Source organism: Dehalococcoides mccartyi (genome assembly GCF_001889305.1).
In the GTDB taxonomy this organism is placed as follows: Bacteria; Chloroflexota; Dehalococcoidia; order Dehalococcoidales; family Dehalococcoidaceae; genus Dehalococcoides; species Dehalococcoides mccartyi_A.
Window position 1 is genome coordinate 276,254 of the sequence record NZ_CP013074.1, and the last position, 15,096, is coordinate 291,349.

General features: G+C 41.5%; 15 protein-coding genes. 9 read left to right on the forward strand and 6 right to left on the reverse strand.

The window, feature by feature from the left end; translation table 11 throughout:
- Positions 1-9: 9 nt before the first annotated feature.
- The 4 genes from ASJ33_RS01515 to ASJ33_RS01530 all read left to right on the forward strand — a co-directional run bounded on the left by ASJ33_RS01515 (position 10) and on the right by ASJ33_RS01530 (position 2,184).
- Complete coding sequence (locus ASJ33_RS01515) at positions 10-345, forward strand: hypothetical protein (protein WP_072555542.1); 336 nt, start codon at positions 10-12, stop codon at positions 343-345.
- A 55-nt stretch (positions 346-400) separates the two neighbouring features.
- Positions 401-718 (forward strand): hypothetical protein, encoded by a 318-nt coding sequence (locus ASJ33_RS01520; protein WP_072555544.1) that lies wholly within the window; start codon positions 401-403, stop codon positions 716-718.
- 40 nt (positions 719-758) lie between these two features.
- Entirely contained in the window at positions 759-1,244 is a 486-nt protein-coding gene (locus tag ASJ33_RS01525) for a hypothetical protein (RefSeq protein ID WP_072555546.1), read from the forward strand.
- Between the two features lie 148 nt (positions 1,245-1,392).
- Positions 1,393-2,184, forward strand: a complete 792-nt coding sequence (locus tag ASJ33_RS01530) for a DNA-methyltransferase (RefSeq protein WP_072555834.1) — start codon at positions 1,393-1,395, stop codon at positions 2,182-2,184.
- Between the two features lie 118 nt (positions 2,185-2,302).
- Here the strand turns inward: ASJ33_RS01530 and ASJ33_RS01535 are convergent, their stop codons facing one another.
- Genes ASJ33_RS01535 through ASJ33_RS01545 form a run of 3 tightly spaced genes read right to left on the reverse strand, consistent with a single transcriptional unit; the run spans position 2,303 to position 4,902 of the window.
- A complete protein-coding gene (locus ASJ33_RS01535) occupies positions 2,303-3,760 on the reverse strand; it encodes a hypothetical protein (protein ID WP_072555548.1) in 1,458 nt (485 codons plus the stop codon).
- Between the two features lie 13 nt (positions 3,761-3,773).
- Entirely contained in the window at positions 3,774-4,355 is a 582-nt protein-coding gene (locus tag ASJ33_RS08510) for an HNH endonuclease (RefSeq protein ID WP_072555550.1), read from the reverse strand.
- Positions 4,345-4,902, reverse strand: coding sequence for a hypothetical protein (locus tag ASJ33_RS01545; RefSeq protein WP_155760392.1), 558 nt, complete (start codon positions 4,900-4,902; stop codon positions 4,345-4,347). Before ASJ33_RS01545 ends, ASJ33_RS08510 begins: the two co-directional genes overlap by 11 nt.
- A gap of 128 nt (positions 4,903-5,030) precedes the next feature.
- On the opposite strand from ASJ33_RS01545, the gene ASJ33_RS01550 reads away from it, so the two are divergent.
- From ASJ33_RS01550 to ASJ33_RS01575, 5 genes are all read left to right on the forward strand, one after another.
- Complete coding sequence (locus tag ASJ33_RS01550) at positions 5,031-6,077, forward strand: hypothetical protein (protein WP_072555554.1); 1,047 nt, start codon at positions 5,031-5,033, stop codon at positions 6,075-6,077.
- Between the two features lie 287 nt (positions 6,078-6,364).
- A complete protein-coding gene (locus tag ASJ33_RS01555; protein ID WP_072555556.1) occupies positions 6,365-7,174 on the forward strand; it encodes a hypothetical protein in 810 nt (269 codons plus the stop codon).
- 561 nt (positions 7,175-7,735) lie between these two features.
- Positions 7,736-8,251, forward strand: coding sequence for a hypothetical protein (locus tag ASJ33_RS01560; RefSeq protein ID WP_236886615.1), 516 nt, complete (start codon positions 7,736-7,738; stop codon positions 8,249-8,251).
- 420 nt (positions 8,252-8,671) lie between these two features.
- The gene (locus ASJ33_RS01565) at positions 8,672-9,232 is read left to right on the forward strand and encodes a hypothetical protein (protein WP_041330534.1); all 561 of its coding nucleotides are present in this window, start codon (positions 8,672-8,674) and stop codon (positions 9,230-9,232) included.
- A 681-nt stretch (positions 9,233-9,913) separates the two neighbouring features.
- On the forward strand, positions 9,914-10,708 hold the full coding sequence (locus ASJ33_RS01575; RefSeq protein WP_158407976.1) for an IS1595 family transposase: 795 nt from the start codon (positions 9,914-9,916) through the stop codon (positions 10,706-10,708).
- A gap of 1,312 nt (positions 10,709-12,020) precedes the next feature.
- On the opposite strand, the gene ASJ33_RS01595 is transcribed toward ASJ33_RS01575, so the two are convergent.
- From ASJ33_RS01595 to ASJ33_RS01605, 3 genes are read right to left on the reverse strand one after another with little or no spacing between them, the layout of a single operon-like run.
- Positions 12,021-12,701 carry a response regulator transcription factor gene (locus ASJ33_RS01595; protein WP_012881514.1) on the reverse strand — a complete coding sequence of 227 codons (681 nt, stop codon included), beginning with the start codon at positions 12,699-12,701 and terminating at the stop codon, positions 12,021-12,023.
- 3 nt (positions 12,702-12,704) lie between these two features.
- On the reverse strand, positions 12,705-14,474 hold the full coding sequence (locus tag ASJ33_RS01600) for a sensor histidine kinase (protein WP_148311289.1): 1,770 nt from the start codon (positions 14,472-14,474) through the stop codon (positions 12,705-12,707).
- Positions 14,458-15,024 carry a hypothetical protein gene (locus tag ASJ33_RS01605; RefSeq protein ID WP_236886616.1) on the reverse strand — a complete coding sequence of 189 codons (567 nt, stop codon included), beginning with the start codon at positions 15,022-15,024 and terminating at the stop codon, positions 14,458-14,460. The genes ASJ33_RS01600 and ASJ33_RS01605 overlap by 17 nt, the downstream gene beginning before the upstream one ends.
- Positions 15,025-15,096: the final 72 nt, after the last annotated feature.

Consider the following 15,096-nt stretch of genomic DNA (forward strand, 5'->3'; position numbering starts at 1 on the left):
GGTGAATCTATGCCTATCAAGTGGAATGCTCTGATGGTTAGTGAGGCTATGGACATGGTCGAGGAATACGTCAGCCAAGCTATCGAACCATTGGAACAGGCGAGACTCGTAGCAACTGAAGCGCGGAAAATCCCGAACCTGCCAGGATACATTGACCAGCACCTGTCTCGTCTCATTGGCGAAATCGAGCGGGTTACCGGCGGAATATCGCCATGGAACCAGCAACCACATCCGGGAAATGTCCGTTCTGCGATTAGCTCTGTCCGTGAATCTATACCAGGGGGAACGGTAGAGGCAGAACGACAGAAGGTAAACAGCGGCAAACAGCTCAGTTTGGTGAGCTAATGCCAGCGATACCGGTAATTGAAGGGGTTAGTATGCCCTAAAAAGGAGAAATACGATGAATACACTATTCGTTATCAACGCTGTTTTTAACACCGGCCAGATTGTGGCCACGAGAGGGGTTTATGACCTCGCGTGTGAGAACTCCGACTTCGCCAAATTTGTCCAGAAATCCCTTAATCGCCACGTCAAGGGAGATTGGGGAGATGTGGATGACGAGGATAAGCAGAGCAACTGCGAGGCGCTCAAAGAAGGCACCCGTTTACTCTCGGCTTACAACGATGATCGTTTCTCTAAGAACGGGGTGGCGAACATCTGGATAATCACCGAAGCTGACCGGAGTGCAACCACCATTCTCTTTCCTGATGAGTATTAGCCAATCAACATACAACAAATACGAATAAAGGAGGGTTACCATGTCTAAAAATGCTGACTCGATGATAGATGATCTTGTCGGGACATTAACCGACCCGATTGTCGTCTACCCAGGAGGCTGGGGAGATAGCCTCCCCGGATGGCTAAAGAACGCCATTACACTGGAGAGGTTGACTGAAAACATGAAGGAGACTAAGGGGGAGCAGCCTACGGGCACCGATGCAGAAGCCTGTGCCTATCTCAATACGGCTTCGCTGACTACGCCGATGGATAGCGACTGGAGCCAGATTTACCTCTATGTGGCAGGTAAAACTTACAGTCGGTGGCAGAAGAATAAAATGCCTGATGATATTCGGGTAGAATCGCTCACAAGCCAGCAAACGGCTGACTTGAACCGGCTGAAGGAATGGCTATATCGGCGGCGTACCACAGCGAGGCAAGAATCAGAACGAGCAGAAAGACGACAACAAAAAGAAGAGGAAGTGACCAAGAGAAAGGCGGAACAGCCAGCATTGTTTGAGTTCTAAGTAGATTTTAAAGGTAGCAATCGAGAGGGCTGTAACTCTTCACTGGCTTGGCATCAGCACCTTAAGGTGCTGATGCCAAGCTTTCCTAATGAATGGATTAAAGGGTATAATGAGAACGAAATTAAGTAACAAAAGGCAGCAACATAAAATGAGCGAATATTTTAAGACTGAAAGCATATCAATTTATAAAGACGATGTCTTGACCACTAAAGAAATTCCGGGAAATACTATAGACCTCATCGTCACTTCACCACCATACAACGTCGACATAAAATATAATTCCCACGACGATAAGATGTCTTACGAAATATATTTGGAATTCTCTGAAAAATGGTTGGGCAGATGCTATGAGTTTGTAAAGGAAGATGGAAGGTTGTGTCTGAATATTCCCCTGGACAAGAATAAGGGCGGTCAGCAGAGTGTGTATGCTGATCTCACTACGATTGCCAAAAAGGTAGGATGGAAATACCATACTACTGTCGTTTGGAATGAGCAGAATATCTCAAGGCGCACCGCTTGGGGCTCATTCCGTAGTGCTTCAGCGCCTTTTATCATTGCACCTGTAGAAATGATAGTAATTTTATATAAGGAACGCTGGAAGAAGACCAGCGGAAGCTGTGAATCCGATATTACAAAAGAGGATTTCATGGCATGGACAAACGGGGTTTGGACTTTTGGTGGCGAAAGCAAGAAACGGATAGGGCACCCAGCACCATTTCCTCTAGAACTTCCCATGAGGTGCATTAAATTATTCAGTTTCGTGGGTGATGTAGTCCTTGACCCATTTGCTGGAAGCGGAAGCACTTTAATTGCTAGTGCTCTGGCTGGAAGAAAAGGAATCGGTATCGAAATTGACGAAGGTTATTGCAAACTCGCACATCACAGGCTTTTAACAGAAGCAAAACTTAATCAATACAATTTTGAGTCAATATTAACCTAGTCTTAGCTTAATCGTCTGCGAAATACATTTAAACCGATGCCGGGGCGGCGAATTCGCCGCCCCGGCATTTTTTATTGTTAGAGATAACAATGTTAATCTTGTCGCTATATCATGGAAGCTACCAATCGTAGACCAATATCGGTCTACGCACAGATAGGTCGTTGTAACTAGCAATATAGTTGAGCGTCAACGGTTCATACCCGCGGGAGATTATTACTGGGTTTATTGCTCTGAAATTGTAAGAAGTGATAGGAGCTACTTCCTCGTACAATATTTTCATAAAATCGTGAAACGTTGAAGTAGAAAAAACCTGATCCCATACAAAAGCATAGCATAGCGAGATCACCCGACTAGTCAACGTATTCTTCTCTTCGATAATAAAGCTGCTATTGGTTGGTTGTTTGATAAGGTTACGAGAGACATAGCCATTATTGGGACAGCATGGGAGTCCGTAAGTAACATTTGCGATTATGTCTTTTATCGGCGATGGAGTTCCCCAAGGTATTGGTGTTATGGAAGGATTCTGAGGCAGTGATACAGTACCAGGTAACTCAGCAAACAGAGCATCTTTGGATTGACCAGCAGACTTGTATTCTATCAAGATTACTGGGTCGTAGGGTGAAAAAGTATTATGCATGTTCCTGAATTTTACCGTATCAGGTGCGAATTTAGCTGCAAGAGCACACGCTGAGATCTTATCTTTGCCAGGATGGAAAATGGCTCTTTGTCTGAATAGATCTATATACAACATAAGTTGCCGTAGTTCCCCCAGCTTGAAATTCGAATTCTTTGCTTCAATGATGTAATAGTGGCGGTCGTCTTCATTTATTGTCGATACTACAAGGACATCCATCAATTTTCGCGTTGTTGGAGCAACGAATGTTTCATTCATATAATCGACGTAATTTGGGAATATTGCTGTAAGAGAAGGATGCAAATCCGCCAATTTATCCATCAAGAGGGCTTTTACTGCATTCTCATATCTTCCTACATTACCAACCTGTGTCCTCATGGGAATAATATTTGCAGGAACAGGTGATATAACACTCGATGAAACTTTGTGACCGCTTAATCTGAATTCACGTAGGAAAATGTTCAGGATAGTCTGTGCATCGGAGAAGGAGATTTTTCTTACAGCCCTTCTTTCAATATTGCGTTCGTTTTCAAGAGTAGCAAGAGACCAAATTTGGTGAGCTTCTATCGCTTGATAAATGTCTGAGACTCTTACTGACATGTCGGCGTCGCAAATAGCCTCGTAGCCAGGGTAAGGTTTGAATAAAAACCTAAAAGGAAAGACTTCTTTTTGGTTCTTCCATACGGGAGAGTTATCATAAAATGGATTTGAGCTAGGTGTATATGGTCCGTGTAAGCCAGATATCCCAAATTCCTTACCGATCACGTGAAAGAATATGAGATCGCCAGGGCGAACTGCAATCAAGTCTCTTATTACAGACAATTGGTCCTGAGGACGTAATTGGGTTGTGGAATCCGGCTTGTTCTTTCTATTACCGTATATACCCTTTACCCTAGATATTGGCCAGTCGGTATCTGATACTTGGCAAACAAAACCTCCCATATCATTCTCCCAATTAATCTGGTCTTTGTATCTGGGAATCGATGCCGTATTGGTCATATAGGTTAAATATACTTGAGCAGAATTCAATCATGTTTTCGTCATCAGTCCGGACGGCGTCTTCATACATCTTAATAAAGAACCTCTTCCCTGCCTCGGTCATGGAATACCGCTTCTTTAATAGATTATGCTGTGTGCAAAGCGTCTGTCCATTCTCTGCAGTATTAGTCCCACCCTTGTCCTTAGCTCTTTTATGGTCGGCACAAATTTCCACCCCATTTTCTCTACCCAGTCCGCAGACAACACATCTGTAGTGATCGCGCTTAAATATTTCTTCTTTAACATCTGCTGGAAAGTCATATAAATCTACATCGTGGACGTAATTGGGATCGTATCTATATACCCCTTTTCTGACCTGAATTAGTTGACCTTGCTGGTATAAACTCCTAATATTTCTCCATATATCACGAGGTTTTTTGCCATACATAGACATATATTGTTCTTCAACCCAGTCCACTACGGGTGCGTGGTTCAAATCTTGTTTCGGGTGTGACTTGAAGTACGCCATAATGAGTTCACCAATTGTTTTATGTTCCATTTTTAGATTCCTTTGGGTATAGTCTTTTATCCCATTCATCCCATTTAATTGGATTTAGTGTATCTGTCTCAATAAGCGTTATCCTATCTGGGCGTCCCGGTCGATTATAGACACGATATTTCGCTTCTCGGGAACTATGTACAAGGGTTTTGTTATCAACTAGTCGTTCAACTAACTCTATCAGGTCAGTACGCTTGACGATCACGAACGAAGTCATTTTCTCGAAACTTATGAGATCGGCTTTGCCATGATAAAGCCATCCTTGATCTTGAGACCTAACCCCATGCAACTCTATCCATATCCATCTATCCTGAACGTCTAAATCACCTCGGTTGAGTCTTTTCATCGCTTTAACGTCAATCTTAAAATTATCGCTACCCCTCTGCATCAAGAAGTCCCAATGCTCATTGACATTACAATCAAAAGAAGCCTCGGTTAATTCCCAACCGCGCTTTTCAGCCAATCGCCTGAAGACAAGTTCAGCTTTGTCGCCTAATTCAAGGGAATCCTTAGTATCATATTTGTTACGTCTGCTGTCGTTATTCATTGAGTAGAGCATACAACAAGTGGGGACCAAATTCAAAAGTTTTCTGCGTTGTCCTTTAACATCCTTACTGATATTATGTCTATAGTTGACGCGACAAAGGTTTCGTAGGGTCAAATAGAGAAGACAGAATGTGGGACATAAGAGGATGGAAGAACCTGACTGTGCACGATGACCCACCACTCGTGGTGGCGAAACAGGAGTTCCTATCATGGCTTGCTGAAGTACCAGAGCCCAACCGGTCTGCATGGGAGGAAAGGCTTAAAAGCGGACTGGACCACCCCCACTTTTCTGTTCGACTTGAGCTGTATCTCCACCATTACTTTAGAAGCAACGGTTGGCACATAGACATTGAACCGGACATGCTTGGAAGCCCGAACAAACCTGACTTCAGGGTCAGCCACGGCGAAGATTGCATCCTTGTGGAAGCGAAAGCGGTTCTAGAAGAGAAGAGTACCGCACAACAGACTCAGAGATTAAGACAACTGGCTGATAATCTGACTAACAATTTATCAAGATACATCATTATTCAGCCATTATCCGACCTTCCTACAAGCCTTCCCACCAAGAAAATCCGAAATATAGTTGAACAACACGCAAAAACCCTAGCAGACGAGGTTTTGGAGTTTGACCTAAGGGACGTGCATCTGAAAACGCCATACTCACTCAAAGTAGTCATCCTTCCCACGGGTTCTGAACCAGATGAAGCAGGAGGCGTTGGCGGAACGGTCTCAGGCGTGCATACGCTAGCTATTGGCAGACGAATTCGTGATGCTCTAGAACAAAAAGCAGGCAAGTACGGTGACATCGACGTGCCCTTTCTTATAGCTGTCTATGGCAAAGGTGAGTTCCCGGTTAAAACTAGAGATGAAGTTGATGCTCTTTTTGGGGACAGAGTATTTCTGGTTCCCACAAAAGGGAGAGGTGCTGTTACGGAGAGTCGAAAACCTAACGGATTCTTTACGTCAATGCAAGATGGGACACATCGTCATGAACAAGTGTCAGCAGTACTCTTCTATCGTTTTAAATGGCTTGAAGACAACCACGTTCATCAAATACACATCTACCATAATCCCTTTGCACAAAAAATAATAAATACAAGCTTGTTCCCTGAAGTACAACAGATGGTCCCACATGACGACGAAAAGATGATATGGATAAATGGTGAGCCTGAATAACGCAAATCGTCAAGACTGCCTAACTTAGTTGACGAAGATTATTCGATGTAATAAACATATGCAGCTGGTCCTGGATAGGATATGATGCTAATGGGGTTTGCAGTTCTGGAAAGGCCATGGAAAGGTTATTGAAAAGACTCTCCCTGAACAGTCTGTTTTGATGCCCGGGGAGTTCTAGATATCGTCCCCTTGGTGGACCTCGAGATTTAGGAATTTGATGAGAATAATAAAAAAGCTGATACTATTGAAATCAGCACAATTCATAATAGTTAATTGGAGAAAAAGTTGTGGAAGGAATCCAGAAACAAGAATCTCCTATAATTCGTGTGACACGTTGGTCAGTAAAAATGTCTTTTCCAAAGAAAGGAAACAAGGAACCCGAGACGCATGGTGATACGATTATTTATGGAGTTGATGCAGAAGGAAAAGAGAAGGTCTACGCGGAGATCCCATCCATAAAGTGGGAGGAATGGTCGAAAAAAGACCCATTGTGGAACCAAGCTCATAACGCAATGCTTGATAATCTGTTGTCCGATCCAAAGACTCGAGATTTTGTGATCCAGGTTAATATACAAGCAGCTTTAGATGATGGTGATGAAGAGATGGCGATTAGACTCTGGAATGCTCTATCCGAATCGGCCAAAGCAGAACTGAAAGCTAGATCGGAAACTAATTCCAGTACAGAGAAGTCTGATAAGAGTTATAGCTTATCAGATGTTCAAAAAGTATGGGCGCAGAGAGCAAAGCAAGGATTAAGTTCTTCTGAGCTCCAAAAACTTATCATAAAACAGGAAGGACGCTGCGCATTATCTGGTGCACTGATGATATTCGACAAAACCTGGGGAACCCCCAAAATAAACGGACAGGGATGTCATCCCCTATATGCAGCTGTTGACCATATCTCCCCGGGCAACAGGGAGCACGGGCATCAACTTGTTTGTTACGATCTCAATGATCTCAAAGGACATCTCCCCAAAAAAGTATTCACTGAACTACAAAATACGTCTGCTTGGAAAGATCTAATGCAACAATGGAGATCCCAATCTGAAAATGACCCTACGAATATTGCTGCTTTCAAGGCTTTGTTGAAAGACTGACACCAACTCATGAGCCATTATATTGATGTTAACTTTTCAGATTGACGATAAATTCGAAGGTTTTAGTTCTGCGTATTGTACAGTACCGCCCACCATTTTTTAAACGTAAAACAGCCTCCATGATTTAGGTTCATGGAGGCTGTTTTTATTGGTGGCACTAATTTGGCACTAAACTTTTTCTGCCGGTCGCTTTTTAGTCAGTCAGAATAATATCAATGCATCAGGAATTTGGGCGAAGTGCTTTTATCGGCAATATTTATGTAGACAGCTGCTATTTTTGGTCCAAATGGTTTAAAGTGTGCCAAATGCAGAGTAAACTATGACTAAGCATATTTGCGTAATATAGTACCAATATAGTCCATAATGGGATATAAATATCTGATACTTGCGTTATTATGTATTATTATGGCTATGTGTAGATTACGTAAATTGAAGTCAGAAACAACAGAGTCCGGAGAAAAGGTAGTAAAATCCTATACAATGCATATAATACTTGTCTTAAAACGTTAAGGGCGCTTTTTATTATGAAATAATGCCCAATTGATTTGTGGATAAAGCTTTATGAGATTAAAACTTAAAGACTTATTAGATAGCTATCTTGCATATATGGTTGAAGATGACATTAAACTTACAACCAAAACTATGTATGATTACAAAGAGGAGATAGTTGCCCTCTCTATAATGCCTTTTATCATGTTTGTGGCTTCTATTATTCTGGCAATTCGGTTAAGATCATTTTATGAGCTGGATTTTTTCCTATGTATATTGGTTATATTGTTATATGTGATTCTGGATTTATTAACATTATTGATTGCTATTAGGTTCTTTGAAAAACGCAAGACTGTAAAAAAGAGCAAAAAAGATATACCTTACGGATATATACCTGGAGGATACATAGTAGCCTTTTATGTGGCAATATATATTTTTAACGAGATTAATAGCCAGAATTATACACTAATACTTCTACTGTTCTTTACTTCCATGGCAGCACTAAGTAATATCGTATTATTGATCCTCAAATATAGATATTACAGTGCACGGGTGAAATCAGGGGAATTGATGATACGCTTAAAGTAAAATAATACGCTAATAGAGATGCATAATAATTATACTGAAGACTTGACCCAGTAGAAAGTTGCCCAAGAGGTTATCTAATACCAGAGCAACAAACTGAGCATTGCTATTCGTTATTTATATAAACTCAGCGTGTGTTGCCCTAAAGATTTAGGGCACTATTCTAGTGTATGAGTTTGCCGACTGTGATAGCTATTATCAATACGTGCTTATTTTTCAACCAGTGTTCTTTTCCCGTCCAAAACAATATCGTTAAACTTACTGGTGGCAACTTGTTGTAAGCTATGGGTTGCATGGCTATAAGTATCTAGGGTTATCCGGGTTGATTTTTGGGCTATTTATTGGCAAAAGTGGTTCTTATTTGTATACTGATATACATTATAAGATATTTCGCAGAATACGATAAATGCTTAGGGGTGGATTATGAAAACCCAATATTATAAAAATTTTCTTGAACAAAAGGGTGTAATTTTTGAAGAAGGGTTATCAGAAGAAGAGACAGTTCTAATAGAGCAGAAATACGATTTTAAATTTCCGCCGGATTTGAGGGAATTCCTGTCTCTTGGTTTGCCGGTTTCAGATGATTTTATAAATTGGCGGTCTGATTCTGAAAAAAGTATTAGAGGTAAGTTAGACTGGCCTTATGATAGCATGTGTTTTGATGTGGAGAATGATGAATTCTGGCTGCCGGAATGGGGTAAAAAACCGCAATCACATGAAAAAGCATGTGAAATTGTTAAAAAAGCACTGGATAAGATGCCTAAGTTGATTCCGATTTGTTCTCATCGTTATATACCAGACACGCCTTGCGAGGCAGGTAATCCGGTGTTTTCGGTATATCAGACAGATATTATTTATTACGGTAGAAATCTGGGAGATTATTTGGAGATTGAATTTGATAGGTCCCGTAAATGGGACCTTCAAACCGGTTATATAAAACAGATTGAGTTTTGGTCAGAATTTGCCGAAGGTTATATACTTTAGCTATTGAATGGTCTTATTTGTCATTAACCTTTCACTAGATAATCTTGGGTAGTTTGTTTAAATAGTAAAACAATATGATAGCCATAACTGGTTTTATAGCATTTGCAGCAATTAATATATGAGGGTGTTGAGAGGCTATTTCACATAGAGCATTTTTATATTCCGGGTCTTATAGGTCCATAGAGGGGAGTATATTATGAGCCCAATTGGTGGAATTATTTTCGGTTGTTTGGGTATCCTATGTGTCGTATATAGGCTAAAGAATCCAAAGAGCACTCAGGCTTTAGACGAAGAAAAACCCTTGCTGTACGTTTTAGCTTTTGGAATAATTATTTATATAATTGGGCAAGTATTAGATATTATAGTATAGATGCAGGTTAAATATGAAAACAAAAACTTTACATTTTTACACCAAGATGTTTTATTGGTTAGTGCTAGCTTGTATTCCGGTAGTTTTTAGCGCGCTGTTTTTACTTTACCAAATCAGAGGTTTCCCCATCCTGAAACTTGATGACAATGTCCAGTCAACTTTCATTTTAATAACAAATATATTTATAGGTAATTATCCCTTGACAACAGGTAGTATATATGATAAGATTGTCTTACACATAAAGGAGCAAGGCAATGGAAAAATATACTACTAAAGATTTTGAACGTGACTTTCCCAGCGATGATGCTTGTATGGATTGGCTCTTTAATATACGCTATCCCGAAGGCGTGTATTGTCCTAAATGCGATAAGGTAACCAAGCATCATAGGATTAAAGCCCGCTCCAGCTATTCCTGTGATATTTGCGGTAGCCAAGTTTACCCCACTGCTGGCACTATTTTTCATAAATCCAGCACTCCGCTTAAAGTTTGGTTTCAGGTCATGTACCGTATGGCTTCTACCAGATGCGGTATTTCCGCTAAGCAAATCCAGCGTGAAACTGGTGTTACCTATAAAACAGCGTGGCGTATGTTTAAACAAATCCGCTCTCTGCTTGATGAAAACTGTGGAACAGTAAAGGGTGAAGTAGAGGCTGACGAAACTTATATAGGCGGTAAACACTCTGGCACTCGTGGACGTGGTGCGGAAGGTAAAACTCCTGTAATCGGCATCGCACAAAGACATGGCAAGATTATTGCCAGTGTATCCCCCGATGTATCCAGCAAGGCCATCACACCATTTATAGCTCAAAACGTGGCCCTTGAAAGCACTATCTATACTGATGAGTTCAGAAGCTACAATAACGTGTCTAAACTCGGCTATAAACATCGTGTTGTCAACCATGGCAGAGAGCAGTGGGTTGATGGATTGGCTCATACCAATACAATTGAGGGTTTCTGGTCGCTTATGAAGCGTGGCATTGATGGTGTTTATCACGCTGTCAGCCCTAAGTACCTTCAATCCTATGTGAATGAGTACTCTTTTCGCTATAATCATCGGAACGATGAGACTCCGATGTTCCAGTCTTTTCTAGAGAAGCTGGTTTGATAGGTTGAGAGGACTTATATAATAAGTCAAAGAATTCCTCTCGTGTTACCGTATTCTCAATTGTCTCTTTCTCGGTTCTCTTCGTTTGTGTATCCAGTTTTTTCTTTTCCATTGTGAACCTCTCTGCTTAAACGTTCTTCTATTTAAAGATTCAAGAGATATACGAATCTCATTCATTAATTTGTAAATCTCTTTCAGTTCGTTTTTATGTTCTTTTCTCTCTTTTTTCTCTGCTCTTATGGTTAGTATTTCACTTATAATAAAGATTATCATTACAAGAATTGAAATTAGCATAGGTATCCACGCCTCTCCCAATTCGCTAGAGATAGCATTACACCATCCGTTACTGGATTGTTTATACCAGATAGATTGAATATGAGCGAATAAGATGTTGAGAGCGAAGACAAGAGCAATAAGCCGTAATATTGATTGCAATATTTTAAGCATCGCCACCAGTATAACAGACTTTTATTTAGCTTACTACCTGTTAAAAGGGTATAGTTACCTATTTATATTCATGTTTCTTATTACAGCCGAAAGAATACCTAATATTCTGGTTAAAATGAACCTTGATAATACCAATGATAAATCTATATATACCGCATTCCTGTTTAGGTTAGCTTTGGTTATAACTTTAATACTGCTGGGATTTATGCAAGCAGCAAGCCGTGATACATTCATCTTAACAGTAGGTCCTTTGGTATTTGGTCCCCTGATACTTCTGTATTTTTGGCCTACTGCTAGGAATTGGGAGAAACTAAAACGAGAATTAGTAAAATAGAGCTTTAGGTTTGCTAGTCATAAAAAATTAATTGGAAGTGTATGGGTAAATATCAAGCCTAGAGTAATTTAAACTGTCATGCGGGAATTCTTCGATCCAGCCCGTATTCAAGGCAAAAAACAAGTTATTATTGTCGCCAGTGAGATCGGTGCTCGGTTAGGCAGAAAAGACAGATATCCGGCAATTTGTAACGCATTAAAAGATCCTTCGGGGGATCTTCAGAGGAAGGCCAATATTTCTGTGAACAATCTCCCCCAATAAGAACTGGGCGAAGTGGTTGAAGCCGCAGCTGGCTAATAATGAACAGGGATAGATGTGGAATACATGTAACTATAAAATACCAAGGCCAAAATAAGAACTTGAATGAGATTAGATATGAAAACTAGAAGAAAATTACCTGTTTATAAAATGATGACATTTTTCTTGAGCATATATCCAATTCCCTGTTTACTGGTATATGAACGTGTGGGAAGAACCGGTTAAGGAGCAGATTTTTGGCTGAGCAAGGGTGACAGCTCAGCCCTTCGGAAGTTATTCGGTAAAAGACAACCGGTATCCTATCCCGGCTTCGTTTTTAATAATGCAACCGGTCTTAAGGTTTTTTTCTATCTTGATACGCAAACGGGATACATAAACCCGTATACTTTCATCTGAACCTGGGTAGGCATGTCCCCACAGTGTATCCGATATGTCACGGTAGTCTACTATCTGTCCATTTTTCTGCAGCAGCAGGCTCATAATCATGGTTTCCACTCTGGTCAGTAGTGCCTTGTCATTTCGGAAAGTAAGTTCGTGTTTGGCGCAATCTATGGTAAGGTCACCGCATTTGATTATAGCCGTGTTTTGGCTGGTATTTTTGGATAGGGCTTTTTTGACTCTGGCCAGAAATTCGAGGTGGCGGAACGGTTTGATAATGTATTCGTCAGCCCCTTGTTCCAGAGCTTTTAATACATTTTCTTCGTCTTCACAGGCTGTGACCACAATAATGGGTGCACCGGTGATGGGGCGTATCTCATCCAGAACTTTCAGCCCGTTCATATCCGGCAGCCCCAAATCCAGCAGTATCAGGTCTGCTTTGTCGGAGTTTATGCTTTCCAATGCTTCATAGCCGGTATGGCAGATGGTGATTTTGGCGTCATGATAAGACAGCCTTAAAATAGAGCTTATGGTTGAAGCGGCGGCATCATTGTCCTCAACTAGTAGAATGTTCATTCGCTATCCTGAAGCATGATTTTCTTTTTGAGACAGACCTTTAACCGGTATGGTAAAAGAGAATTCACTGCCTTTGGGTTTTGCCGGATTATAGATAATACTGCCTCCATGGGCCTCAACATAAAGTTTGGCAATAGGCAGGCCTAATCCGAGTCCGCTGAGGTTATGCCCGCCGCTGAGTTTGCCGTATTCTGTAAATAGGTCAGGAATCAGGCAGGCAGGTACACCCGCCCCGCTGTCGCTTACGCTAAAGCGCAGAAATCCATTTTCTATCCAGGCGGAAACCAATACACTGTCATCCTGTTTGGTATATTTCAGGGCGTTGTCTATCAGGTTGGTCAGTATCTGCAGCAAACGCTCTTTGTCACAGTATATTTCGGAGTTAGGTGTTTCATTGCCGAAGACCAGGCTTTTATGCTGTTTTAGAAAAATAGGCATATAACGCAGCTGCAACTCGTCCATGATATCCTCAATGGAGTAGTTAGCCATTTTCAGTTTCAGCATGCCTATTTTACCGCGCTCAAGTTCAATCAAATCGTGAATTCGGCTGTTCAAGGTTTCTGCTCCTTCGCGGATACTGCTGGCCAGATTATAAAGTTCAGTGCCTTTCTCAGAGACATTTACCAATGCGTCACTGGCAGCAAGCAGAGGGGTGAGGGGGGTTCTTATTTCATGTACCAGAGCCTTAAGGTGGGCCTGCCTTTTCTTGGTTTCGTCCTGCAGGGCCTGCCTCAGCAGGCATTCTTTAGTATAGCTTTCAGCTATGGATTTTTCAGAGATTTTCACCTCGGTGATATCTTCCATCCGCCCGCAGATATTGGATATAGAGCAATTATCGTCATAAGACACCCACAGGGTTTCTTTTATCCAGGTGGATTTATTATTCTGGATAATTTCATATTCGGTGGTCAAGGACGAACGGTTAGCAAAGCGTTTGCATTTATCCAGATACAACCCTCGGTGTTTTAGCAGGGAATCAAAATCTTTTACCTGAAAATTGATATCTGCTTGGCGGTTTACAATAAGCTGCAGCAGCCTTTGGCATATCTGGTTGGGAGTTGCCAGAGCAACATAGGGGCTGAATATTATTTTGTCATGTTTGTCCAGAATATACAGGTATTCATCTGAGTTGTGGAAAGAGAACGGGAAAATCAGCTGGCGGGAGGTTTCGTCTTCTTCTTCACTGGCAAGCTGTATTTTGGCATAGGCCTGGTCCAGTTTATCTTCCAAGAAGTGGGGTTGGGGGTGCAGTACCTCAACCGAATACTCGAGTGCAGTGTTGTTCTTAAGGTTGTTTACATAACTGGCAGCTTTTTCTTCTTCGCCGTTTTCCAGAATAAATGTTATCGGGGCAGGGTAGATGCCTGCTTTCACCGGTTGCATAACTTCTAGTGCGGGCATACTGTGCCAGCAGGACATGGTGGTGGGATTGCGGAAAATATGTCCCTGTTCTACACGCTCATGGTAGATGGCGGTGCCTATGGCTGCTTCGTAACAGTTATCTAGCTCTACCACAGATAATCTTTCGGCATAGTGGTTTTTAAGCTCGGTGATAGATTCATTGCACATACCGTAGTTTAAAATGCAGTATCCGTTTTCCAGGATTGCCCGTTCAATATAATAGGATAGCATCTCTATTTTTACGCTGTAGAAGCAGGAGTTGGTTATGGGGTAAATGCGGACGTCCAGATTCCTGTGCAGAGCCCAGTTTTTAACAAAGTTGCTCATGCTTACGCAAGTCACTACCCCAACCTTGTTATTTTCGGTTTTCATTTGACAAGTCCTCGCTAAGTTTGCAGATAAGCTCACGGAATGATTCGGGGAAAGAACAGAAAGAGAGCCTCTGTTTATTCTGATTTTGATATACAAATGGTACACCCCCGGTGATGACATTCAGGCCGGCGGCTTCAAAACAGGGTTTCAGTTTGGCCAGTTTATCAATGTGGTGAAACAGGGTCAGGCTGATAACCACTGTGGGGAAAATCCGGTTTGCTATTTTGCTGATGGTTTGTTCATCAAGCCCCAGCACCACCGGCGTAAACCCATTCAGTTTCAGATATGCTTCAAGCAGGCTGATACCCGGCGGGATAAAGGAGACAGGGTTGAATATGGCTACGGGGGCACAATTGCGGGTTATGGTTTGGGCTTTTTCAGCTTTATTATGGATTATCCCGATAAGTCTGCGGATATCATTGTGGTGGATAAGCCCTTGCCTGTAGTCATCAAACATCTGGTCAACCAGATCAATCAGCTTCACTGTCTCCGAAGGAAGGATACCGCGAATGGCTTTTTCAAGTTCAGCAGATTGGCTTCTGGTAATCATACTGGTTTCTGACAGTAAATTCTGATGTACCATGATTTTATTTTATATCTATTAATGGGGTAATACAATTGA

Coding starts and splice junctions, on each gene's coding strand:
- ASJ33_RS01515 (WP_072555542.1), top strand. CDS start 10: ATGCCTATCAAGTGGAATGCTCTGATGGTTAGTGAGGCTATGGACATG.
- ASJ33_RS01520 (WP_072555544.1), top strand. CDS start 401: ATGAATACACTATTCGTTATCAACGCTGTTTTTAACACCGGCCAGATT.
- ASJ33_RS01525 (WP_072555546.1), top strand. CDS start 759: ATGTCTAAAAATGCTGACTCGATGATAGATGATCTTGTCGGGACATTA.
- ASJ33_RS01530 (WP_072555834.1), top strand. CDS start 1,393: ATGAGCGAATATTTTAAGACTGAAAGCATATCAATTTATAAAGACGAT.
- ASJ33_RS01535 (WP_072555548.1), bottom strand. CDS start 3,760: ATGGGAGGTTTTGTTTGCCAAGTATCAGATACCGACTGGCCAATATCT.
- ASJ33_RS08510 (WP_072555550.1), bottom strand. CDS start 4,355: ATGGAACATAAAACAATTGGTGAACTCATTATGGCGTACTTCAAGTCA.
- ASJ33_RS01545 (WP_155760392.1), bottom strand. CDS start 4,902: ATGAATAACGACAGCAGACGTAACAAATATGATACTAAGGATTCCCTT.
- ASJ33_RS01550 (WP_072555554.1), top strand. CDS start 5,031: ATGTGGGACATAAGAGGATGGAAGAACCTGACTGTGCACGATGACCCA.
- ASJ33_RS01560 (WP_236886615.1), top strand. CDS start 7,736: ATGAGATTAAAACTTAAAGACTTATTAGATAGCTATCTTGCATATATG.
- ASJ33_RS01565 (WP_041330534.1), top strand. CDS start 8,672: ATGAAAACCCAATATTATAAAAATTTTCTTGAACAAAAGGGTGTAATT.
- ASJ33_RS01575 (WP_158407976.1), top strand. CDS start 9,914: ATGGATTGGCTCTTTAATATACGCTATCCCGAAGGCGTGTATTGTCCT.
- ASJ33_RS01595 (WP_012881514.1), bottom strand. CDS start 12,701: ATGAACATTCTACTAGTTGAGGACAATGATGCCGCCGCTTCAACCATA.
- ASJ33_RS01600 (WP_148311289.1), bottom strand. CDS start 14,474: ATGAAAACCGAAAATAACAAGGTTGGGGTAGTGACTTGCGTAAGCATG.
- ASJ33_RS01605 (WP_236886616.1), bottom strand. CDS start 15,024: ATGATTACCAGAAGCCAATCTGCTGAACTTGAAAAAGCCATTCGCGGT.